Origin of the sequence: Methylobacterium sp. CB376, from assembly GCF_029714205.1 — a bacterium.
GTDB lineage: Bacteria > Pseudomonadota > Alphaproteobacteria > Rhizobiales > Beijerinckiaceae > Methylobacterium.
Genome location: NZ_CP121648.1, coordinates 5668999 through 5691427, shown reverse-complemented (window position 1 = coordinate 5691427; position 22429 = coordinate 5668999). Strand labels below are relative to the sequence as shown.

General features: G+C 72.4%; 18 protein-coding genes and 1 tRNA gene. 13 read left to right on the top strand and 6 right to left on the bottom strand.

Going from position 1 to position 22429, the window contains the following annotated elements; all coding sequences use genetic code 11:
* The first annotated feature begins 52 nt into the window (after positions 1-52).
* The 4 genes from gmd (at position 53) to QA634_RS26090 (ending at position 5425) form a co-directional block, all read left to right on the top strand.
* A complete protein-coding gene (gmd, locus tag QA634_RS26105; RefSeq protein ID WP_012334900.1) occupies positions 53-1036 on the top strand; it encodes a GDP-mannose 4,6-dehydratase in 984 nt (327 codons plus the stop codon).
* 22 nt (positions 1037-1058) lie between these two features.
* Positions 1059-2027: an NAD-dependent epimerase/dehydratase family protein gene (locus tag QA634_RS26100; protein ID WP_012334899.1), complete on the top strand. Its 969-nt coding sequence runs from the start codon at positions 1059-1061 to the stop codon at positions 2025-2027.
* Between the two features lie 274 nt (positions 2028-2301).
* Positions 2302-3807, top strand: a complete 1506-nt coding sequence (locus QA634_RS26095; protein WP_012334898.1) for a phosphomannomutase/phosphoglucomutase — start codon at positions 2302-2304, stop codon at positions 3805-3807.
* 181 nt (positions 3808-3988) lie between these two features.
* Positions 3989-5425 (top strand): mannose-1-phosphate guanylyltransferase/mannose-6-phosphate isomerase, encoded by a 1437-nt coding sequence (locus QA634_RS26090; RefSeq protein WP_012334897.1) that lies wholly within the window; start codon positions 3989-3991, stop codon positions 5423-5425.
* A 618-nt stretch (positions 5426-6043) separates the two neighbouring features.
* On the opposite strand, the gene QA634_RS26085 is transcribed toward QA634_RS26090, so the two are convergent.
* Positions 6044-6119 (bottom strand) — tRNA-Asn (locus tag QA634_RS26085).
* Positions 6120-6439: 320 nt separating this feature from the next.
* Between QA634_RS26085 and QA634_RS26080 the strand changes: the two genes are divergently transcribed.
* A complete protein-coding gene (locus tag QA634_RS26080; RefSeq protein ID WP_012334896.1) occupies positions 6440-6997 on the top strand; it encodes a MucR family transcriptional regulator in 558 nt (185 codons plus the stop codon).
* A gap of 254 nt (positions 6998-7251) precedes the next feature.
* A complete protein-coding gene (locus tag QA634_RS26075) occupies positions 7252-7632 on the top strand; it encodes a hypothetical protein (protein WP_012334895.1) in 381 nt (126 codons plus the stop codon).
* A gap of 97 nt (positions 7633-7729) precedes the next feature.
* On the opposite strand, the gene QA634_RS26070 is transcribed toward QA634_RS26075, so the two are convergent.
* Positions 7730-8419 carry a DUF4142 domain-containing protein gene (locus tag QA634_RS26070; RefSeq protein ID WP_012334894.1) on the bottom strand — a complete coding sequence of 230 codons (690 nt, stop codon included), beginning with the start codon at positions 8417-8419 and terminating at the stop codon, positions 7730-7732.
* A gap of 223 nt (positions 8420-8642) precedes the next feature.
* Between QA634_RS26070 and QA634_RS26065 the strand changes: the two genes are divergently transcribed.
* Together QA634_RS26065 and QA634_RS26060 are read left to right on the top strand one after the other, a co-directional pair.
* Complete coding sequence (locus QA634_RS26065; protein ID WP_012334893.1) at positions 8643-8915, top strand: hypothetical protein; 273 nt, start codon at positions 8643-8645, stop codon at positions 8913-8915.
* Positions 8916-9325: 410 nt separating this feature from the next.
* A complete protein-coding gene (locus QA634_RS26060) occupies positions 9326-9589 on the top strand; it encodes a hypothetical protein (protein ID WP_012334892.1) in 264 nt (87 codons plus the stop codon).
* A 3-nt stretch (positions 9590-9592) separates the two neighbouring features.
* Here the strand turns inward: QA634_RS26060 and QA634_RS26055 are convergent, their stop codons facing one another.
* The 3 genes from QA634_RS26055 to QA634_RS26045 all read right to left on the bottom strand — a co-directional run bounded on the left by QA634_RS26055 (position 9593) and on the right by QA634_RS26045 (position 14293).
* On the bottom strand, positions 9593-10780 hold the full coding sequence (locus QA634_RS26055; protein WP_012334891.1) for a DUF1501 domain-containing protein: 1188 nt from the start codon (positions 10778-10780) through the stop codon (positions 9593-9595).
* A 14-nt stretch (positions 10781-10794) separates the two neighbouring features.
* On the bottom strand, positions 10795-12318 hold the full coding sequence (locus QA634_RS26050) for a DUF1800 domain-containing protein (protein ID WP_012334890.1): 1524 nt from the start codon (positions 12316-12318) through the stop codon (positions 10795-10797).
* A gap of 241 nt (positions 12319-12559) precedes the next feature.
* Entirely contained in the window at positions 12560-14293 is a 1734-nt protein-coding gene (locus QA634_RS26045; protein ID WP_012334889.1) for an MFS transporter, read from the bottom strand.
* A gap of 913 nt (positions 14294-15206) precedes the next feature.
* Between QA634_RS26045 and QA634_RS26040 the strand changes: the two genes are divergently transcribed.
* Positions 15207-16220 (top strand): class I SAM-dependent methyltransferase, encoded by a 1014-nt coding sequence (locus QA634_RS26040; protein ID WP_150108727.1) that lies wholly within the window; start codon positions 15207-15209, stop codon positions 16218-16220.
* A gap of 49 nt (positions 16221-16269) precedes the next feature.
* Here QA634_RS26040 and QA634_RS26035 read toward each other — a convergent pair whose 3' ends face one another.
* Positions 16270-18198: a putative bifunctional diguanylate cyclase/phosphodiesterase gene (locus tag QA634_RS26035; protein ID WP_012334887.1), complete on the bottom strand. Its 1929-nt coding sequence runs from the start codon at positions 18196-18198 to the stop codon at positions 16270-16272.
* A 349-nt stretch (positions 18199-18547) separates the two neighbouring features.
* Between QA634_RS26035 and QA634_RS26030 the strand changes: the two genes are divergently transcribed.
* From QA634_RS26030 to QA634_RS26015, 4 genes are all read left to right on the top strand, one after another.
* Positions 18548-19159 (top strand): hypothetical protein, encoded by a 612-nt coding sequence (locus QA634_RS26030; RefSeq protein ID WP_012334886.1) that lies wholly within the window; start codon positions 18548-18550, stop codon positions 19157-19159.
* Positions 19160-19378: 219 nt separating this feature from the next.
* Positions 19379-20200 (top strand): sensor histidine kinase, encoded by an 822-nt coding sequence (locus QA634_RS26025; RefSeq protein WP_012334885.1) that lies wholly within the window; start codon positions 19379-19381, stop codon positions 20198-20200.
* Between the two features lie 18 nt (positions 20201-20218).
* The gene (locus QA634_RS26020; protein ID WP_012334884.1) at positions 20219-21724 is read left to right on the top strand and encodes an RAD55 family ATPase; all 1506 of its coding nucleotides are present in this window, start codon (positions 20219-20221) and stop codon (positions 21722-21724) included.
* A 4-nt stretch (positions 21725-21728) separates the two neighbouring features.
* The gene (locus tag QA634_RS26015; RefSeq protein WP_012334883.1) at positions 21729-22118 is read left to right on the top strand and encodes a response regulator; all 390 of its coding nucleotides are present in this window, start codon (positions 21729-21731) and stop codon (positions 22116-22118) included.
* Positions 22119-22429: the final 311 nt, after the last annotated feature.

Sequence of the window (22429 nt, the reverse complement as noted above, 5' to 3'; positions counted from 1 at the left end):
TCATCGGGAGCCCTCCATACCGAGGGCCCGAATAGCGGCAAGGGGAACTGAGATGACACGCAGACGTGCCTTGATCACCGGAATTACCGGCCAGGATGGGGCCTACCTGGCGCAGCTTCTGCTTGAAAAAGACTACGAAGTCTACGGTATTGTCCGTCGGTCGAGCCATGCTGGTGTTTATGATCACAGGCTGAAGTGGCTCGGCGTTGCCAAGGACGTTCACCTCATCGACGGCAATCTGATCGATCTGTCGAGCCTGCTGCGCATCGTCCAGCAGGTCCGGCCCGATGAGGTTTACAACCTCGCCGCACAGTCGTTCGTCACCTCGTCCTGGCAGCAGCCGATCCTCACCGGGCAGGTGACCGGCCTCGGGGCGACCAACCTGCTCGAAGCGGTCCGCATCATGGCCCCGCAGGCGCGCTACTACCAGGCCTCCTCGTCGGAGATGTTCGGCCTGATCCAGGAGCAGGTGCAGAGCGAGCAGACCCCCTTCTACCCGCGCTCCCCGTACGGCGTCGCCAAGCTCTACGCGCACTGGATGACGATCAACTACCGGGAGAGTTTCGGCCTGCACGCCTCGAACGGCATCCTGTTCAACCACGAATCCCCGCTGCGCGGGGTCGAGTTCGTGACCCGCAAGGTCACGGACGGCGTCGCGCGCATCAAGCTCGGCCTCGAGACGGAACTGCGGCTCGGCAACATCGACGCGAAGCGGGACTGGGGCCACGCCAAGGACTACGTCCGGGCGATGTGGCTCATGCTGCAGCAGGACGCGCCGGACGACTACGTGGTGGCGACCGGGCGCACCACCACCGTGCGCGACATGTGCCGGATCGCCTTCGACCACGTGGGCCTGACCATGGACGACCACCTCCGGATCGACGAGAAGCTGTTCCGCCCGGCCGAGGTCGACGTGCTCCTCGGCAACCCTGCCAAGGCCGAGCGCATTCTGGGCTGGAAGCCGGAGATCTCGCTCGAGGAGATGATCACCGAGATGGTCGACGCGGACCTCGCCCGCCTGCGCGCCTCCGTCTGAGCCGCCCTGCCGAGGCTCTGGCGTGAAGCGCATCCTGATCACCGGCGCGACGGGTTTCGTCGGCCGCCACGCGGCCGCCGCCTTCCTCGACCGGTTCGGCGCCGGCGCGGAGATCGTCGGTCTCGGCCGCGAGGCCAGGCCGGCGGCGCTTTCCGCCGGGATCGGCTACGTCGCGGCCGACCTGTCGGACGGTCGCCGCACGGCGGAGTGCCTGCGCGAGGTCGCGCCGACGGACATCCTCCACCTCGCCGCCCTCTCCTCCGTCTCGGACGCCGCCGCGCGGCCGGTCCGGGCCTGGAGCGAGAACGTCGGCACGGTGCTGAGCCTCGCATCGGCGCTGGTCGACCACCTGCCCGGGACGAACCTGTTCTTCGTGAGTTCCGGGGAGGTGTACGGTCGGGCCTTCCTGTCGGGACAGCCCGTCGGCGAGGCGGTCCGGCCGGAGCCGGCGAGCACCTACGCCAAGACGAAGCTCGTCGGCGAGCAGATCCTGACGGACGTGCTGGGCCGGGCGGGGTCGCGCCTGGTGATCCTGAGGCCGCTCAACCACATCGGCCCGGGCCAGAGCGAGCGGTTCGTGGTCGCCTCGTTCGCCGCGCAGATCGCCCGCATCGAGGCGCAGCTGGTTCCGCCCGTGCTGGAGGTCGGGGACCTCTCGGCCCGTCGCGACTTCCTGGACGTCCGCGACGTCGTCGAGGCCTATGCGGGTCTGGTCGCGGCCGCCGACACGCTCGACCGATGCAGCATCTTCAACATCGCCTCCGGCCAGGCGCGGTCGATCGGCAGCCTGCTGGAGACGCTGGCATCCCTCTCGCGCAGGCCCTTCGAGGTGCGGGTGGCGCAGGAGCGGCTGCGCCCCTCCGAGATCCCGACCGCCTGCGGGGACGCCTCGGCGCTGGCCGCCCGCACCGGCTGGGCCCCGAAGCGCTCCCTCACCGAGACGCTCGCCTCCGTTCTCGACCACGCGCGGGCGGAGGTCCGCCACGGCTGAGCATCGCGGGCCGACGGGGCGGCGCCGCGGGCGAGGAGTGGATCCGGCGGGACGGATCGCCGGAGACGATGGAGCGGGAGCGGCGCCCGAACCGCCCTCGCGGGAGAGTCCCTGGATCGGACCAGGCCTCTGATTTGCAAGCGCTTTCCGGCGAACCGAAATCCGCTTCGCCGGAATGAACCCTTCAATTACCTTACGACGAACGGGAGCCTCCCGGGGAATCGGCTCACCGGCAGGGCCCTCGGGCCCGCCCTTGAACGGCAGGATGAGAGTGATGACGTTTCCGAAGCCGCATGCATCGCTGGCCCCGAACAGCTTCGCGTTCGAGTCGCTTCCGCTCGTGGCCCCCACCGGCTTTCGCGAGTACGACGCGCGGTGGCTCTTTCCCAAGGACCTCAACCTCATGGGGGTGCAGGCGCTGGGGCTGGGCCTCGGGACGCTCATCCACGAGATGGGCGTGCGGCCCGACATCGTCACCGGCCACGATTTCCGCGCCTACTCGGCCTCGATCAAGCTCGCCCTCATCGCCGGCATGATGGCGGGGGGCTTGCGCGTGAAGGATATCGGGCTCGCCCTCTCGCCCATGGCCTATTTCGGGCAGTTCGCCCTCGATTGCCCCTGCGTGGCCATGGTCACGGCCTCCCACAACGACAATGGCTGGACCGGCGTGAAGATGGGCGCCGAGCGGCCCATGACCTTCGGCCCCGCCGAGATGGGCCGCCTGAAGGAGATCGTGCTGGCGGGCGCCTTCAAGTACCGCGACGGCGGCGCCTACGCCTTCGTGCCGGACTTCGCCGCCCGCTACCAGGCCGACCTGCTCTCGCGGACCAAGACGATCGGCCGCAAGCTCAAGGTCGTGGCCGCCTGCGGCAACGGCACGGCGGGCGCCTTCGCGCCGGCGGTGCTGGAGGCGCTCGGCTGCGAGGTCGTGCCCCTCGACACCGAGGCCGACGCGACCTTCCCGCGCTACAACCCCAACCCCGAGGACATGGCGATGCTGCACGCGATCGCCGACACGGTGCGCGAGACCGGCGCCGATGTGGGGCTGGGCTTCGACGGCGACGGCGACCGCTGCGGGGTGGTCGACAACGAGGGCCACGAGATCTTCGCCGACAAGGTCGGCGTGCTGCTCGCCCGCGACCTCTCGCAACTGCACCCGGGCGCGACCTTCGTCGTGGACGTCAAGTCGACGGGCCTGTTCGCCTCGGATCCGGAGCTGCGGGCGCGCGACGTCAAGGCGGATTACTGGAAGACCGGCCATTCCTACATCAAGCGGCGGGTGAACGAGCTGGGCGCGCTGGCCGGGTTCGAGAAGTCGGGACACTTCTTCTTCAACGCGCCGATCGGCCGCGGCTACGACGACGGGCTGATGACGGCGATCACGGTCATCGAGATGCTGGACCGCAATCCGGGCCGCAGCCTCGCCGACCTGTACCGGGCGCTGCCGAAGACCTGGGGCTCGCCGACGATGTCGCCGCACTGCGCCGACGAGGTGAAGTACGGGGTGGTCGAGAAGGTGACGGCCCGGGTGCGGGCCATGATGGAGCGCGGCGAGCCGATCGGGGGCGCGCGCATCACCGACCTCGTGACCGTGAACGGCGTGCGCGTGGTGACGGAGGACGGCACCTGGGGCCTGGTGCGGGCCTCGTCGAACAAGCCGGAACTCGTCGTCGTGGTGGAGAGCCCCGTCTCGGAGGCGCGCCTGCGCGCGATGTTCGAGGGCGTCGACGGGGTGCTGCGCGAGAATCCGGAGGTCGGCGCCTACAATCAGACCATCTGACGCCGCGTCCGGGCCCGCGCCGGCGGCGGTCTCGCGCGCCGGCGCGGGCCCGCATGCGGGCCGGCAGGTTCCTCGGCGCGCGCTTCCGACCTATGAAGGCCGCAAGCCCGCGAGACATCGACCCGTCGGCGCCCACCGCGCCGCGGGCCCTTCCCTTGATCGATACGGAGACGGTGACGCCATGACCACCCTCATCCATCCGGTGATCCTCTGCGGTGGATCGGGCACACGGCTGTGGCCCGCCTCCCGCGAGAGCCATCCCAAGCAGTTCATCCCCCTGGCCGAGGCCGAGCGCTCGTCCTTCCAGGCCACCGCCCTGCGCGTCGCCGACGGCGCGGTCTTCGCGCGGCCGACGGTCATCACCGCGCAGGACGCGCGCTTCATCGTCGGCGAGCAACTCGCCGCCGTCGGCCTCTCGGCCGAGATCCTGCTCGAGCCGCAGCGCCGGGATTCGGCCGCCGCCGTGGCGGTGGCGGCGCTCAGCGCCGCGCAGAGCGAGCCCGAGGCGCTGGTGCTGATCCTTGCGGCCGACCACGTGATCGGCGACACCCCGGCCTTCGTCGCCGCCGCCAAGGCCGCCGCCGTGGCGGCGCGGGCGGGCTACATCATGACCCTCGGCATCACGCCGACCGCGCCCGCCACCGCCTACGGCTACGTCCAGCCCGGCGAGAGGCTGCCCGGCGAGGCCGGGGCGCAGGGGGCCTGCCACGTGGCCCGCTTCCTGGAGAAGCCCGACGCGTCCCGGGCCGCCGGCCTGATCGCCGAGGGAGCCCTCTGGAACAGCGGCTACTTCCTGTTCCGGGCCGACGTGATGATCGAGGAGCTGCGCGCCCACGCCCCGGCCGTCCTGGAGGCCGCCGAGCAGGCCCTGGAGAAGGCCCGCCGCGACCTCGACTTCATCCGCCTCGACCCGGAGGCCTTCGGGCAGGCGCCGCAGATCTCGATCGACTACGCGGTGATGGAGCACACGGCCCGCTCGGGCGTGCTGCCGGTGCGCTTCCCCTGGTCGGACATCGGCACCTGGGGCGCCCTCTGGGACGTGTCGGAGCGGGACGCCTCCGGCAACGCCCTGCGCGGCCGCGTGGCGGTGCGCGACACCCGCAACAGCCTCGTGCACAGCCCCGAGGAGATCCTGACCACGGTGGTGGGCCTCGACGACGTCGTGGTGGTGGCGACCCCGGACGCGGTGCTGGTGACCTCCCGCGAGGCCGGCGCCGGGGTCAAGGCCCTGGTGGAGGATCTGCGGGCCAAGGGCGCGCCCGAGGCCGACGCGCATCGCCTGATGTACCGGCCCTGGGGCTCCTACCAGCGCATCGACATCGGCGACCGCTTCCAGGTGAAGCGGATCACCGTGAAGCCGGGCGGGCGCCTGTCGCTGCAGAAGCACTACCACAGGGCCGAGCACTGGATCGTGGTGCACGGCACCGCCGAGGTGACCGTGGACGACGCCGTGACCCTCGTCCACGAGAACGAGGCCATCTACCTGCCGATCGGCTGCGTCCATCGCCTCGTCAATCCGGGCAAGATCCCGCTCGAACTGATCGAGGTGCAGGTCGGCAGCTACACGGGCGAGGACGACATCATCCGCATCGAGGATGTCTACGGCCGCCAGAGCTGAGCGGCACGCGCGAAACCGGTCACCGGCCGGGCCGCGGACCGGATCACGCGCCCGCGCGGCGCGTGAGCGAGGCCCCCAGCCGCCATCCCGAAGGGATCTGGCGGATGGGGGATGAGAGGCCGAGCGGATCCGCCCACCATGCCGGTCCGCTCGGCACGAGACGTTGCGCGGCGTCGCGCGGCGGAGGGACAGCGCCGCCTGCCTGACCATCACCGGGACGGTGCTGATCCTCCGGCAGGGCGAGACGCTGGCCAGGATCGAGATCGCGCCGCCGCGCTGATCGGGCCCGCCCCCGCCCGGCTCCGCGCGGGTCCGACCTCGCCGCGGGCCCGCCGGGTCGCGGCGTCGCGCGGGCCTGCCTTGGTCCGCGCGTCGCTCTCCACGGGCTCGCCGGGTGCCGGACGCCCGGCCCGCGTCGTACGGCGTCCGACGGATTGCGTCGCAATATGCGGATGCCGGCGTCGCTCACGCGCCGCGCGGGCCTGTCATCCGCTGTCCGGACGATCACGTGCGGACAGAGGATGACAGGCGCCCACATGGCCGGACGGGATCGACGCCTCGACCGGCGGCGCGGAGCGCCTGGCTGCGGATCGGGGGGATGCGGCGCGGAGGGAAGGATGGCTCCCCGAGCAGGACTCGAACCTGCGACAAGGCGATTAACAGTCGCCTGCTCTACCAGCTGAGCTATCGGGGATCACGCCGGGGCGCCTCTGTAGGCGAAACACGCGGCCCCGTCAAATCGATCCCGCGGTCGGAGCGCCCCATCCGCCCCGCCCCCTGGCCGCCGGGATGCCCCTGTACTCCTCCCACCCGGTCACCAATAACGGGTCGCGTCCGCCCGTCATTGCCCCGCGCGGGGCCGGTGATTGACACGGAAACCTGTCCGAAGCCGCCAGCGATTTGGAACAGCCGTATCGCTCTGCTGCGCTCCGATGTGAATATGCGAGAATTCCTGTTGACGTTCCGCGACAAACACTACACTGCTGTGTCGGGCGCAAGCACAGGAACAGATTCATGAGCGAGACCGGGGCAGCAGCCATCGACCTCAGCGGCCTGACGAGCGATATCGTGTCGGCCTACGTGTCGAGGAACAGCGTTCCGAGCGCGGAGCTGCCGGCGCTGATCCGCAGCATCTACGACGCCCTCGTCAGTACGGGGAAGGCGCCGGCACCGAGCACCCAGGAGAGCGCGAAAGCGACGCCCGCGCAGATTCGCAAATCGATCAGCTACGATCATCTCGTGAGCTTCGTCGACGGCAAACCTTACAAGTCCCTGAAGCGGCACCTGACGAAGCACGGGCTCACGCCGGAGGAGTACCGGGTCAAGTACGGTCTGCCGCGCGACTACCCCATGGTCGCCGAGAGCTACGCCAAGCAGCGCTCGGAACTCGCCCGCACCCTGGGCCTCGGCCAGATCCGGCGCGACCGCGCGGCCCGGGCGAAGGCCGAGGCGCCCGCGCCGGACCCGGTCGAGGCGCCGCAGGACGTCGCGCCCGCGAACCCGGATTCCGCCGCGGAGGCTTCGGGGAAGAAGCCCCGGCGCGCCCGCGCCGCCAAGGCGGCGGCCGAGTAGCACCCGGCGCGCGGCGGGTGCGCCGCGCCGCCGTCTCGGGCGCGTCCGAGAGAGCGGGCCCGGGAGGCGGGACTGCACGCGGACCCCCCCCGCGGCCCTGTATCCCCGCAGGCTCGACTGATCATCGGCCGCGCCGACCTTGATCTCTCCTCGGCAGGACTGGACCGGCCGCCCGCTTCCACCTTGACGGCCGCTGCGGCTTTGGCCGACAACGTGGTCGCCGCGATGCGGGGTGGCGGCGTCCGAGGGGGGCGATGCGCGCCGCGATCCTTCCGATCCTCGTCCTCTGGACGCATGGCGCCGCCGCGACCGAACCGCTGCCCGCGGTCGAGTCGCGCACGGATTACTCGGAATTCCGCATCGCCCTGGCGCTGCAAGGCTGGAAGCCCGACCGGCAGGCCAAGGCGCGCGAGAAATGCGTGAGCGGCCGGACCCGGATCTGCGAGACCTACGCCGAGACGATCAGCTGCCAGCGCACCACGCCCTCGCGCTGCCTCTTCCTCTGGAACAAGAACCAGACCCAGATCGAGATCGAGACCGTCGGCAGCAAGCCGCAGGTGATCAAGGTCGAGCAGATGCGCTGCCGCGCCGGCTGCCTGCCCGAGGAACCGTCCTGGCCCACCACCGACCGCTGAGGCGGGCCCGGCGAGGGCCGGGGACCCATGCGGGGCCGCGGGGGACCCATGGGGGCCGAATGGCCGGGCCGACACCGGGGCGCCGGCCCGGAGCGGCTCAGCCCTGCGGGCCGCCCATCATCGCCTGCATCTGGGTGAGCTGCGCGATGTGCAGGCGGATCAGCGGCAGGGCGCCGCGGGCGATGCGGCGCAGGGCCGGATCCTCGCCGGCCTCGGCGTAGGAGCCGTGGATCGCGAAGGCCTCGCGGTGGCCCTGGAGGGAGGCGCCGACGAAGGCCGCGTCGTATTGCGGCCCGCCCTGCATGCCGGCGAGCTGCGCCTGGATGGCGGCCTTCTGGGCGTCGCTGGTCATCGGGGCGCCGGCCGCCCCGCCCGCGCCCGGCGCCCCGAGGACGCCCGCGGCCACGCCGGCCGCGGCCCCCGTCGCCGCGCCCGCCACCGCGAGCGGGGCCGCCACGAGGCCGCCGACGAGGCCGCCCGGCCCGGGCGGCGGACCGCCGGCCGCGACGGCGGCCCCGGCGCCACCCGTGTAGGCGTCGATCCGGTTGGCGAGGTTCACCTGCTCGACCACCTCGGCCCGGGCGAATTTCCTGACCCGCGGGTTGCCGGTCTTGGCGAAGGCGTCGCGGGCGGTGCTCTCCAGGAACAGGCCGCCCTTCGTCGCCATGGCCAGGTAGGCCCCCGTGGGGACGGCGCCCCCCGGGAGGGGCTGGGCGAGGGCGGTGCGGGTGACGGCGAGGGCGGCGGTCGCCGACAGCAGGCTGACCAGGACGTCGCGGCGGTGCATGGAACCTCCGGGATGGGGCGACGCTTCCGTGCTCCCAGCCGGTTGTCCGGGGCCGAGCGTTCGCCGACATAATCTTGCCGGGGTCGCGCCTGTTCCTCGCATCGCGACGGCGATCCGGGCCGGGTGCCCGGATCTTGCATCGCGGTCGACCGGGCCGGAGGGGCCGGCTCGGCCCCGTGGCGGACCGGGAGCGGGCGCGCAGCAGAGCGGGAGACATGCGGCGATGAGGGATCGGACGTCGCCTTTCGCCCCGGTGGAGGAGCAGGTCCAGCGCGTGCTGGCGGCCTCCGTGGCGCTCGCCCAGCACTCGGTGCTGCTCGGCGTCGCGCTCCAGGCGGCGTGGCTCGACGCCTGGATGCGGGCCGTCCTGGAGGCGCAGGACGCCTGCCGCACCTGGCGGACGCAGCAGGAGCGGCGCACCCGCCTGGTGCGCCGCGGCGTCCCGGATCAGCTGGCCCGGCAGGGCCTGCGGCTGGTTCCGGGCGCGGGCCGGTGACGCGTCCCGCCGTTCCGCCGCCCGGCACCATGCGCCGAAGCGATCGCGGGCTCGCCGGCAGGTAGGATGCGGGGGCAAGAGCCCGTGGGGGCAAGAGCCCGTGGGGGCAAGAGCCCGTGCGGGCAAGAGCCCGTGCGAGATTGCGGCCCGCCGCTCCGCACAGGTCCGGAACCGCGCACGGCCGCCCGCTGTTGATCGCTGTTGACGGGAGCGAAAGGGCCTCGCCCTTCGGCGCGCCGCGTGCGACAGCGCACAGCGGCCGGCGCGTCCGGCGGTTTACCGAAATTCGAACGGACACGCTTGGCCCGCGGCAACCCTTCGGACCCTCGCGACTTATCTATGGCAGGAGCGCGGTGCGGCGGCGAAGCTGCTCGCCGCGCCGACACCCTCTCAGGAACAGGATGCCTCCCATGCGCGCGCTCCTCGGCGCCCGGCTGACCCTGCTCGCCGCCCTGATCGCCGGTGCGTGTCTCGGCGCCGGTCCGGGACTCGCGGCCCCCGCCGTCGACAAGGCGCCGAAGGCCCAGGGCCGCAGCGCGGCGGTGCGCGACGTGACCGTCACCGCGACCGCTCCCGAGGAGGGCGCGGACGACGCCACCTGCACGACCTCGCGCAAGCGCCTGTTCGTCGAGGGCGAGGGCTGGATCGTCCGCCGGGTCACGACCTGCCGCTGAGGGTTAGAGCAGGCCGAGATCGGCCGGCGCGACCCCCGCGAAGACCCGGCGCAGGGCGGCCTGGTCGAGCCCGTAGAGGCGGGCGAGCAGGCCCGCCAGCAGCGCCCGGTAATCGGTGAGCACCGGGTAGTCCCGGTTCTGGAACAGGTGCGCCTCGTCGGCCGGCACCTGCGGGCCGGCGATCCGCCCGCCCCGCACGGCGCCGCCCAGGACCCAGTAGACGCTGCCGTGGCCGTGATCGGTGCCGCGGTTGCCGTTCTCCCGGAAGGTGCGGCCGAATTCCGACAGCACCACGACCACCGTGTCGGCCCAGCCCGGGCCGATCTCCTGGGCGAAGCCCGCCAGCCCGCGCCCGAGCTCGCCGAGCCGGTCGGCGAGGTAGCCGCTCGCCCCGCCCTGGTTCACGTGCGTGTCCCAGCCGCCGACATCGACGAAGCCGAGGGTGAACTGGTCGCGCATCAGCCGGCCGATGCGCCGCGCCGCCCGTTCGAAGCCTTTGGGCGAGACGGCGCCCCGGTCCGCCTGCATGGCGTGCTCCGAGACCGTCTGGTAGACGGCGTCGCGCACGCGGAAACCCTCCTCGATGGCGCCGGCGAGCGGGCTCTCCCGGTACATCGACGCGATCAGCCGCGCTTGGCGCTCATCGATGCCGGGCTTGCCGACCTGGTGGATGGCGACGTTGGGCACCGGCTCGCCGCCCCGGAAGATCAGCGGCATCTGCTCCGCGAAGGCGACCGGCCGCGCCCGCGTCAGCTCGGCGGCGAGCCGGGCCATGAAGCCCGAAGTGTAGTCCCGCGCCGCCCCGGCCGCCTGGCCCATCTCGATCGTGTCCTGGGTCTCGAAATGGCTGCGCGTGACGTCGTCCGTGCCCGCGAAGGGCACGAAGGCGGCCTGCCCCCTGGCGAAGAGCGGCAGGATCGTGTCGCGCAGGGCCGGGTGCAGGCTCCACTCCGCGTCGAGGGGGAGCGCGGCGGCGGGATCCGCGGCCGAGGGCCGGGCGAGGGCGAGCGTCGGCCGGGCCCGGTAGTAGAAGTCGCTGCCGGTCGGGATCACCACGCCGGCGGCGTCGTAGGCTCCGCGCAGGAAGACGACGAGCAGGCGCGCATCGGCCCTCGGCGCCGCCCAGACCCGGCCGGCGACGGTCGCGGTGCCGAGGGCCAGGGCGGCGCGCAGGAGGTCGCGGCGGTGCATGGGCGGCTCCCGGCTCAGCGCATGAATTCGGGGGAGGACAGGAACAGGGTGTTCCACTCCTGGGGCGAGACGGCCCGGGCCAGCGCCGCGCGGGTCGGCTCGCCGAGCATCCCGGCGAGCGTCGAGAAGTAGAGGGCGTTCTGCACGAGGGGGAAGGCCGGCTCCTCGGTCGCGTCCGGGCCGGGCGGCCGGAACAGCCCGGCCGGGCCGGAGCCGATCTGGCGCGCGACCTCGAATCGGGCGACGAGCTGGCCCGGCCCGTTCCAGGCCGCGGCCGCCAGCGGGTAGCCGTCCGGCGTCGAGCGGTTGAACAGGCCCTCGCCGAGGCGGGTGAGCCAGCCCTGGACGGGGCCGGTATTGAGGATCACCCGGGTGTCGTAGGCGAGGCGCAGGGCCGAGAGCACGTAGCGCATCGGGTCCTTGAAGGGCGCGGCCGCGCGGGTGAGGTCGGGCGACTCGGCCAGGGCCGCGACCGTCGCGGCGATGTCGCCCCGCGTCCGGACGAACACGGCGGCGAGGCGCTCCACCAGGGCGTCGGGCGGCTCCGCCCCGGTCAGGGCGGCGGCGAGCATCCGCGAGACGTGGCGGGCCGTCGCCGGCTGAGCCGCCAGGAGGTCGAGGGCCTCCTCCACCTCGGCGAAGCCGCGGCCCCGGATGGTGTGGCCGAGCAGGACCTTGTCGCCGTAATCGTGCCGCGCCGGGTTGAAGATGAACACTCCGTCCCGGATCAGGTCGGCGCGGCGCTCGGGCGGCAGCTTCGGGTCCTCGGGGCGCGCGTCGAGGCCGATTCCGGTGAGGATGCGGGCGAGGGCCTCCACGTCCGCCTGCGTGTAGCCGGAGCCGACGCCCATCGTGTGGAGTTCCATCAGCTCGCGCGCGTAGTTCTCGTTGAGGCGGCCGGCGGCGTTCTCGGCATTGTCGAGGTAGCGCAGCATGGCCGGGTGGCGCAGCGTCGCCCCGAGGAGGTCGCGGAAGCGGCCGAGGGCGTGGGGGCGGATCGCGGTGTCGAGGTAGTCGCCCACCATGGCGCGCAGGTTCGCCTTGCCCTGGTGGACGTTGAAGCGGTTGAACCAGATCCAGGTCAGCCGCTCGCGCAGCTGGTCCGGGCTGGAGAGGGCGCGCAGCAGCGTCGCCGCGACGGCGTCGCGCAGGGCCGCGTTCAGCGCCTCCTGGTAGGCCTGCAGCGCCGCCTTGCGGGCTTCCGCGTCCGGCAGGGCGCCCGCCGCCCTCTGCTGCGCGTCGAGGGCGACGATCCGCTCGCGCAGCGGCTGCCGCGGGGTGAGGGCCTCAACCTGCGCCTGGGCGGCCGGCGGCAGCCGGGGCTCCGCCCGTGGGTGCAGCTGCGCGGCGAGCCAGCGGGCCCGGCCGAGGGCGCGCAGCTCCGCGAAGCCGGACGGGGTCACGCCCCAGGTGAGCGCGTTGAGGAAGGCCGCGTCCTCGTCCGGGGAGGCGGCGCGCGCGGGCGCCGCCCCGGCGAGGAGGAGGAGAGCGACGCAGAGGCCCGCCGCGACCCGGTTCCGCTGCCCCGCCCGCACCATGGCCATCCTCCGCGCGGCCGGCCGCCCGGGGGCGGCCCGAGATCCTGACCCTGAGGCAAAGAACGGTCACATTGCGGCATCCGGCCGCCGCGATCCTCACGATCCCGTGTGCGCGGGGACGGCCCCGCGCCGGACGCGGCGGAGGATCCCCGCCTCCCCTCGATCCCCGGCCGCCGCGGCGCATGGCAACGACGAGAGCCCCGCCCCCTCGCGGGGGCGGGGCTCTCCGCGCCGGGGCGCGTCAGGCCAGGATGTCGCGGTCCTTGGTCTCGGGCACGAACAGGAGGCCGATGACGAAGGTCATCATGGCGATCACGATCGGGTACCAGAGGCCGTAATAGATGTCGCCGGTCTGGGCCACCATGGCGAAGGCGGTGGCGGGCAGGAGGCCGCCGAACCAGCCGTTGCCGATGTGGTAGGGCAGGGACATCGAGGTGTAGCGGATCCGGGTCGGGAACAGCTCGACCAGGGCGGCGGCGATCGGGCCGTAGACCATCGTCACGTAGAGGACGAGGACGGTCAGCACCGCCACCACGGTCAGCTTCTGGCCCGAGAAGATGTCGACCGGGTGCTGGGCCCTCACGATCTCGGGGTTGTTGGCGCCCGGATAGCCCGCCTCCGCGAGGGCGGCCGGCACTGCCTTGGCGAAGGCCGGGTCGCTCACCGCGAAGGACTTGCCGGCCACGGTCACGCTGGTGGGCGTGCCCGCCGGCACCGCCTCGGTCCGGTAGTTCACCGCGTTGCGGGCGAGCAGCGCCTTGGCGACGTCGCACTCCTTGGTGAACTTGGCCGTGCCGACCGGGTTGAACTGGAACGAGCACTCGTCCGGGTTCGTCCTGACCACGACCTCGACGCTGGATTGCGCCGCGTAGAGCTTCGGGTTGGCGTTGGCGGTCAGCACCTTGAAGAGCGGGAAGTAGGTCATCGCCGCGATCAGGCAGCCGCCCAGGATGATCGGCTTGCGGCCGACCCGGTCGGACAGCGCGCCGAAGAACAGGAAGCCGCCGGTGCCCAGAACCAGCGACCAGGCGATCAGCACGTTCGCCGTGTACTGGTCGACCTTGAGGATGCTCTGGAGGAAGAAGAGGGCGTAGAACTGGCCCGTGTACCAGACCACGGCCTGGCCGGCGGTGAGGCCGAGCAGGGCGAGGAGCGCCCACTTGGCGTTGCGCCACTGGCCGAACGCCTCCGAGAGCGGGGCCTTCGAGTGGGTGCCCTCCTCCTTCATCTTCTTGAAGGCGGGGCTCTCCTGCATCTGCAGGCGGATCCAGACCGAGATGGCGAGCAGCACCACCGAGACCAGGAAGGGAATGCGCCAGCCCCAGACCTGGAAGGCGGTGAGCGTCGTCGTGGTGCCGTCCGGGTTCTGCGTCACGGTCGGCGGGTAGGCCGCGTTCACGTAGCCCTGGGTCGACAGGATGATGATCAGCGAGAGCAGCAGCCCGAGCGTCGCCGTCGTCTGGATGAAGGAGGTGTAGAAGCCGCGCCGGTTGCGGGGCGCGTGCTCGGCCACGTAGACGGCCGCGCCCCCGTACTCGCCGCCGAGCGCCAGGCCCTGCAGCATGCGCAGGGCGAGCAGCGTCACCGGGGCGAGCCAGCCGATGCCGTAGGCGGCGAGCGCGCCGTAGGAGGGCAGGAGGCCGACGCAGAAGGTCGACAGGCCCATGATCAGGATGGTGATGAGGAAGGTGTGCTTGCGCCCGACCATGTCGCCGAGCCGCCCGAACACCAGGGCGCCGAAGGGCCGCACCAGGAAGCCCGCCGCGAAGGCGAGCAGCGCGAAGATGTTGCGCGTCGCCTCCGGGTAGGCGGAGAAGAACTGCGCGCCGATCACCGCGGCGAGCGAGCCGTAGAGATAGAAATCGTACCACTCGAAGACGGTGCCGAGGGACGAAGCCAGGATGACCCGCTTCTCCTCCCGGCTCATCGGACGGGCGGCATCGACCGCCTGACCGACCGCGGTTGCTGTTGCCATGGGGGCGTTCCTCTGTCGTGCGAGCCGCCTATCCGCCGGGGCGCCTGCGCGTCCCGCCGGGCGGCTCTGTCGCCGCGCGATCTCGATCCGAGCGGGCGCGGTCGGGGCCGGTGCGCTCCGGCCTCCGCTGCGCGTCCCGTCACGGCCGCAGCCTTAGGGTTAGCCCGGCCGGGGACCGAACCCAATGCTCCGTTCGTCGTCAGACTTTCGGATCATCCTGCGGCTCGCGGCGCGAACCGTGCGGCTCGCGGGGCGAACCGTGCGGCTCGCGGGGCGAACCGGGCGGCTCGCGGGGCGAACCGGGCGGCTCGTGAAGCGAAGCAGGCGGTCCGCGGGGCGAACCCGGCAGTGCCGGGGATCCGCCGCGGTCCGAGCGCCGGAGGGAGAGACGATCCTCCGCCCGGCAAGCATTCCGGCAATCCGGCGCCCGGCTCTCTGCTCCGCGCGACTTTCCGATCGTGGCGGATCGCCGGCCCACTCCTCCGCGCCGAGCTTCCGGCCCCGATTCGCAGCTCGCCGGAATCCCGTATCACAAGTTGTATTTTGCGACTTTGAGTTGAATCACGCGCCTCGACCAGTTCCGATGTCCAGGCTATTCGCACGTTATTTGTGACGCGATCGGTCAACATTCGATCGCAGATCGTTTCACTCCGTTTCTGAATTTTATGTCTCGGCAACATTTCCGGCCAGGATTTATACCCGCTTTTCACAGGACGTTAACCATTCGAATTGGTGCGTTCCGATTAAACGCCCGTTAACTTTCCTCCGTCGGCGGATGCGGGGGCGATCCTGCCGACGAAGACAGCACGACGCGGGATTTGATCGCATGAGCCGCACATCCTCCTCAGCCTGGCGGGATACAACCCGGACGACGCGGAAGACGTCGCGGGCTCCGGCCGCGTCGATCGCCGCGGTGGCGCCGGGACGGGCCGCCCCGTCGGGCTCCGCCTCCCACCGGCTGCCGGTCCGATCGCGGGAACGGCACTACGCCGACGTCGCGCGCGACGTGAGGCGCGCCCTCGACCAAGTCCACGCCATCGCGCTGGCGGACGGCTACGATCCCTTCATCGCCGAGCTCATCGACTTCCTCGGCGTGATGCGGGATTCCTTCCGCGACGGGACGTGGCGGGAGGCGGTCGTGCCGGCGGCGCGCGGCCACGGGGTGGCGGCCCTCGTGCACGAGGACCCGTTCACCCGTCACTCCTTCGCCCGGCCGCGGGGCTATCCGGGCGATGCGGGGCTGCTCGACTTCGTCTACCGGCATCCGGCCGCGCGCGCCGCGGAGGAGGCCGCCACGGCGGGCGGGCGGGCCGTGATGGCCCACACGGTCAACGTCACGGCCTGCGAGGCGGTGCGCCAGCGCCGGGAGATCCTGGCGGGGCGGATCGACGAGGCCGCCCGCCGCCGCCCGGGGGCGGAGGTGCTGGCCATCGCCTGCGGCCACCTGCGGGAGGCGGAGAGCAGCCTCGCCCTGCGGGAGGGGCGCATCGGCCGCCTCGTCGCCACCGACCAGGATCCGGTCAGCCTGGGGACCGTCGCGGGTTACCGGGAGACCGTCTCGGCGGCGATCGAGACCCGCCCGCTCAGCGTGCGCCAGGTCCTGGCCGCCCGGCACGATCTCGGCCTCTTCGACCTCGTCTACGCGGCGGGCCTCTACGATTACCTGGAGGAAAGGCTCGCGGCGCGGCTCACCCGCGCCCTGTTCGCGCGGCTCAGGCCCGGCGGGCGGCTGCTGGTGCCGAACTTCCGCACCGGGGTCCGGGAGGAGGCCTACATGGAGGCCTACATGGACTGGCACCTCCTCTACCGCTCCCGGGCGGAGATCGAGGCCTTCGCCTCCGAGATCCCTCCCGAGGAGGTCGCGCAATTCCGCTACTTCGAGGACGAGAGCGGCCTGATCGGCTACCTGGAGATCGAGCGCCGCTGAGCGGCCCGGCCGGCGGCGCGCGAGGCGCCGCCCGCGCCAGGCGCGCCGCTCAGCCGGCGGACGACGCCAGCCGTCCGCCCTTGGCCGCCAGCATCCGCAGCGCCTCCGCCGACATCGGCCGGTTGAAGTAGTAGCCCTGGAGCAGGGCCACCCCGTACTGCTTCAGGAGCTCGACCTGGTCGGCCGTCTCGACGCCCTCGACCACGATCCGCTGCCCGGAATTCTGCACCAGCGTCACGATGTCCTTGAGCATCTTGGCGCCGCGGGGCGTGTCGCTGGCCTGGACGAAGAGCCTGTCGACCTTGATCGTGTCGAAGCTGATCCGGCTGATGCAGGACAGGCCGGCGAAGCCGGTGCCGAAATCGTCGAGCCAGATCTGCACGCCGAGCCGCGAGAGCGCGCCGATCGCCTCGGCGACGCGGGAATCGGTGTCGATCTCCAGCCCCTCGGTGATCTCGACGGCGAGGCGGGCCGGCGCGACGCCGGTCTCGCGCAGCAGGGCCGCGACCGTCTCGACGAAGTCGGGGCGGCCGAGCTGCACCGCCGAGACGTTCACGCTGACCATCGGGATCGCCTCGGTCGCGGCGAGCTGGCGGCAGGCCTCCCGGAACGCGAAGGCGCCGAGCTCCACGATCGCCCCGGTCCGCTCGGCCACCGGGATGAAGGTCGCGGGCGAGAGCGCGGTGCCGTCCGGGGCGGTGAGCCGCATCAGGGCCTCGGCCGCCAGGATCCGGCCGGCCGACACGTCCCAGATCGGCTGGAAGACCAGCGACACCCGCCCCCGCTCCACCGCGGTGCGCACCGCCTCGGCGACGCTGTCCTGGCTGCTGACGCGGTCGAACAGCCGGCCGTCGAACAGCTTGACGCAGTTGCGGTTGCTGTCCTTGGCGAGCAGCAGGGCGCGCTCGGCGGCGGTGACGATGCGCTCCGGCTTGTCGGCCGCGATCCCCCGGCAGAAGGCCGCCCCGATGCTGGCCGTCACGGCGGCGAGGTGGTCCATCCGCGCCTCGTGAGGGATCGCCAGCGCCTCCACCTCCCGCCGCACCTCCTCGGCGACGGCGGCGACCGCCTCCGGCTCCTCGCAGCGCAGGAGCAGGATGAAGTCCTCGCCCCCGAAGCGGCCGATCCGCCCGCCGTGCCGCCTCGCCACGGCCGCCATGGCGCGCGCCATCGAGACCAGGCCGGCATCGCCCCGCTGGTGACCGTAATAGTCGTTGAACATCCGGAAATAGTCGATGTCGATGAGGACCACCCCGAAGGCCGCGCCCCCCTCCCGCCATGCCTTCCACAGGCTGTGCAGCTCCTGGTCGATGGCCCGCCGGTTGGCGAGACCCGTGAGCGCGTCGGTCGTCGACAGTTTCAGCAGTTCCTCGCCGCGCTCCGCCGCCTGCCGCTGGCGAATCTCCGCCCGCATCGCGTTGAGGAACACGCGATAACGCTCCAGGTTCAATTTCCAGTTGATAAAGATCGTCAGAACGAAGCTCAGGACGTAGAGCGACCCGATCGCGGCGTAATAGTGGAACGGGAAATCGAAACACAGAAAGGCCGAGACGAAGAAGATCAGAGTGATCAGGCCGGAGGTGAGCAGCGCGACTCGGAAGCGGAAGTTGAAGAACAGATTGGCCACCATCATGAAGACGGTGCCGTAGGCAAGATAGTAGGAAACGTTGGCGCTGTGGTCGCTGAAGTAGGTCAGCAGCAACCAGGATGCGTAGCCGACGACGACGCCGAGGGCGCATTGCAGCTCAATCAGGCGGGCGTCGACGTCGCGCCTGATCTGCAGGCCGATGCAGGCGATGTAGACGGTGCCGATGGCGAGCCGCAGCAGGACTGCGTACACGATCACGTCGCCGATCAGGATCGCGTCCGTGATCGAGAACAGGATGTAGAGCGCGCCGACGAACCAGATCGCGCTGCGCGCATCCTGCCGCTGCGCCTGCCGCTGCTGCGCCTCGTACAGCCGCTTGAGCACGCTCATCCGTCGATCGCTCCAAGTCTTTGCGATCTCTGCATCGAGCAACTTGGCGAAGTCTGCTTGCATTGCGTGACCCATCATCGCCTGCACGATAGCAGTGCCGATCTCCGAAACCGTTAACGATCGAGCGACAAGCTTTGCATCTTGGCTCGACCTCTGACGCGAGGGCAGGTGCACGGGCCCGCGGGCGCGAGAGCGAGAACGAGAGCTTGCGAATTCTGCGCGCCGGAGGAGGCGGGGCGGGGATCCGCCGGGGCATTACGCACTCTGCCACGGCTGGCGCGGCTGCCGGGCGGGAACGACCATGCGGCATGTGCGATTGACGAGCGGATGTGAGCGGGAGCGTGGGATTATGCGTCGTGACCTGATCGGCCTCGGGCTCGCCGCCCTGGCGGGTCTCCTCGCCGGGCCCGCCGCGGCGCGGCCCTCCGCCCCGATCCAGGGTGCCGGCTACGGACCGCCGCAGCGGTCCGCCTACGGACCGCCGCAGCGGTCCGCCTACGGGCCGCCCCGGGGGGGCGCCTACGGGCCTGCGGCGTCGCCGCGCGCGCCGCGGCATGACGGCCGGGCCGGACACCGCGGCGGCCGCTTCGCGGCCGACCCCTACGGTTTCGCGGGCGGCGTGGTGGCCGGCGGCGAGGCCGTTCCGCCCATCGTCACGGAGGGGCCGCTCCTCACCCTGCCGCGGCCCGCCGAACTCGTGCCGACCGCCTGGGGCTACGGCACCTACGGCGTTCCCACGGTGGCGGGCATTCCGAGCCCGCCGCGGGCCGAGCCGGTCGTCTACGTCATCGACGGGGTCGGGGCGGCGCGACCGCGGGCCGGCGAGCCCGGTGCGGCCGGGCCGGCCGTCTATCGCCGCGGCCGGGACGGGTCCTGGCTGGCGGCCGGGACGGTCGAGCGCCCCGCGGCCCGGCGCGCGGGCGGCGCCCGCGTGGTGGAGATCGCGGTGCCGCGGCGCTGAGCGGAACCGCCCCACGCAATCGGCCGAGCTCGGCGCCGCACCCGGCGCCCGACACGGGCCTCCTGCCGGGCCTCCTGGCCGGACGTCGCCGACCCGGCCCGGGACCTGTCTGCGCTCCGTGCAGCCTCTAGATACGGTCCGGCTCCGGGGCGGTCCTCTCCGGCGCCGGGATCCGGACCCCGTGCCCGTCCGCAGGGACCCCGTTCGCGGGGAGATCCGATGAGCGAGCCGGAGACCCGGCGAGGCGGCGTCCGGCGCGACGCCGCGCCGCCCGAACCCGGGACCGACCTCACCGGCCCCCTCCTGGCCGAGACGGCGGCCCTGCGCCGCGAGGTTGCGGCCCTGCAGGCGGCCCTGCACGAGCGCGACGCGTTCCTGGCGGCCATGGCGCACGAGCTGCGCAACCCGATGACCCCGATCCTCGGCCAGGTCGAGCGCCTGCGGGACGCGGCCGAGGACGAGGCGGCGGGGCCGCGCCTCGCTCAAGGCTTGTCCCGCCTGCACTGGCTCGTGGAGCGCTACGTGCGGCGGGCGACGACGGTCCTCGACGTCTCGCGCGCCCAGGCCGGGCGCCTCGTCCTCGATCCCGCCCCGGTGGTCCTCGCCGAGGTGGTGCGCGAGGTGGCGCGGGGCGTCGAGCCCCTCGCGGCCCATGCGGGGAGCCGCCTCACGGTGGCGGTGCCGGAGGAGCTCGTCCTGCGCTGCGAGCGGGTCGCCCTCGACCAGATCCTCGACAACCTCGTCACGAACGCGATCAAGTACGGGGATTCCAAGCCGATCGCGATCGAGGCCGAGCGGATCGGGGCGCGGGCGGCGATCCGCGTCCGCGACGAGGGGCACGGCATCCCGCAGGCCGACCAGGAGCGGATCTTCGAGCGCTTCGAGCGGGCGGCGCTGCCGGATCCCGAGCTGCGCAGCGGCTTCGGGGTCGGGCTCTGGCTGGTGCGCCGCCTCGCCGAGGCGATGGAGGGGAGCGTGAGCGTGCGGAGCGGGGCTGGTGAAGGCGCGACCTTCACGGTAACTCTCCCCCTCTATCTCTAGACGGATACCGAGACCACGATGACCGGGGCGGGTGCGAGCACGACGCGGGTCGGCGGCTACGGCGGGCTGGAGCGCGTCCCGACGGGGATCGCCGGGCTCGACGAGATCCTGGGCGGCGGCCTGTTCGAGGGCGGCGTCTACATCGTCCAGGGCACGCCGGGCAGCGGCAAGACCATCCTGGCCAACCAAGTCTGCTTCACCCACGCGGCGGCGGGCGGCAGGCGGGCGCTCTACGTGACCCTCCTGGCCGAGAGTCACGCCCGGATGCTCGGGCACATCGCGCCCCTGGGCTTCTTCGATTCCGGCGCCATCCCCGATCGCCTGACCTACCTGTCGGCCTTCCGCACCCTGCAGGACGAGGGCCTGTCCGGGCTCCTGACGCTGCTGCGCCGGGAGGCGGCCGGGCGGGAGGCGAGCCTGATCGTCCTCGACGGCGTGATGGCGGCGGAGGAAACCGCGGATTCGGCCATCGAATTCAAGAAGTTCATCCACGAATTGCAGACCCAGGCGGCGGCCACCGGCGCCACGATCCTGCTGCTCACCAGCGCGGCCACGGGCGCCGAGATGGTGGCGGCCGAGCACACGATGGTGGACGGGCTGATCGAGTTGTCGAGCCGCCCCTACGGCCGCCGGTCCGAGCGGGACCTCGAGGTGCGCAAGTTCCGCGGCAGCGGATTCCTGCGCGGGCGCCACGTCTTCCGCATCACGGATGCGGGGGTGGCGGTCTATCCCCGCACCGAGGCCCGCCTGCGCGAGCCGAGCCGGCGCGACCACCTGCGCGGGCCCAAGGTTCCGCTCGGCGTACCCGCCCTCGACGGGATGCTCGACGGCGGCCTGCCGCTCCACTCGACGACGCTCCTGGCGGGCCCCTCCGGCATCGGCAAGACCACGTTGGGCCTGCAATTCCTGGGGTCCGGGGCGGAGCCGGGCCTCCTCGTGGGCTTCCACGAGAGCGCGGAATCGCTCAAGGCCAAGGCGGAAGCCCTCGGGCTGGCCGCGGCGGCGGCGATCGCCGCCGGGGAGGTCGGGCTGATGTGGCAGCCGGCGACCGAGGGACTGATCGACGAGGTCTGCGACCAGCTCCTCGCGACCGTGCGGAACCGCGGCGTGCGGCGCGTGTTCCTCGACGGACTCGACGCGATGAGCCGTCTGGCCGAGGACGGGGACCGGATCATCCGCATCGTCGCCGCCCTGACGGCGGAGCTGCGGGCCCTCAACGTGACCAGCATCGTCACGATGGAGACCGATCTCACCGGGCTCGCCGCCGGCTTCCCGCTCAGCGGCGTGTCGCTCAGGGGGGCCTCCGCCATCACCGAGAACATCCTGCTCATGCGCTTCGTCGAGCAGCGCTCCGCGCTCCACCGCATGGTGTCGGTGATCAAGGCACGGGACAGCGCCATCGACCAGCGCCTGCGCTGCTTCGCCATCCGGGCCGGCGGCCTCGTCGTCGAGGACGGACCCGACCGCGCCGAGGCCATCCTGGCCGAGCTCCAGTCCCCCGCGGGACGGCGCGGCGGGGAGTGAGCGCGTGGCGACGGTGCTCATCGTGGACGACGAGTTCGGCATCGCCGAGCTCCTGGATTCGGTTCTCACGGATGAGGGTCACACGGTGCTCACCGCGGCCAACGGCCGCCACGGCCTCGCGCGCCTCGCCGAGGCGCGGCCCGACCTGATCCTCCTCGACTTCATGATGCCGGTGATGGACGGGCCGGCGATGCTGCGGGCGCTCGCCGAGGACGCCGCCACGGCCCGCATCCCGGTCGTGCTGATGAGCTCGATGCCCGAGACCGCCGTGCGGGAGCGCTGCCGCGGCTACACCGCCTTCCTGCGCAAGCCCTTCCGGCTCAAGGAGGCGCGCGCGGCGGTGGCGGCGGCCCTGGCGGGGGCGGGGGGAGACCCGCCCGGCCGCGACGGTTAAGGTCCCGCCCCGCTTCCGGCGGCGGGCAGGGCCGGCGTCCCGCCCGGACCCTGCGCCGGGATCGGCGCGCGGAGGATCCGACGGCGCCGACGGCCGCGCTTTCCACAGCGCCACCTCACGCGCGCGTGAGAACCCGCGCGTGAGCCCCCCGCGCGTTAGACCTTTGCGGGCTCGGCGGATATGGTTCCCTCGGAACATACCCCCGGGGAGCTTAGCCATGGAGCCGGAAGGCAGCGCCGCGCGGCAGGACGGGGACGGGATCGCCGCGGCGGAACCGGCCCTGTTCGCGCGGCGGACCGCGGCGGAGGGCG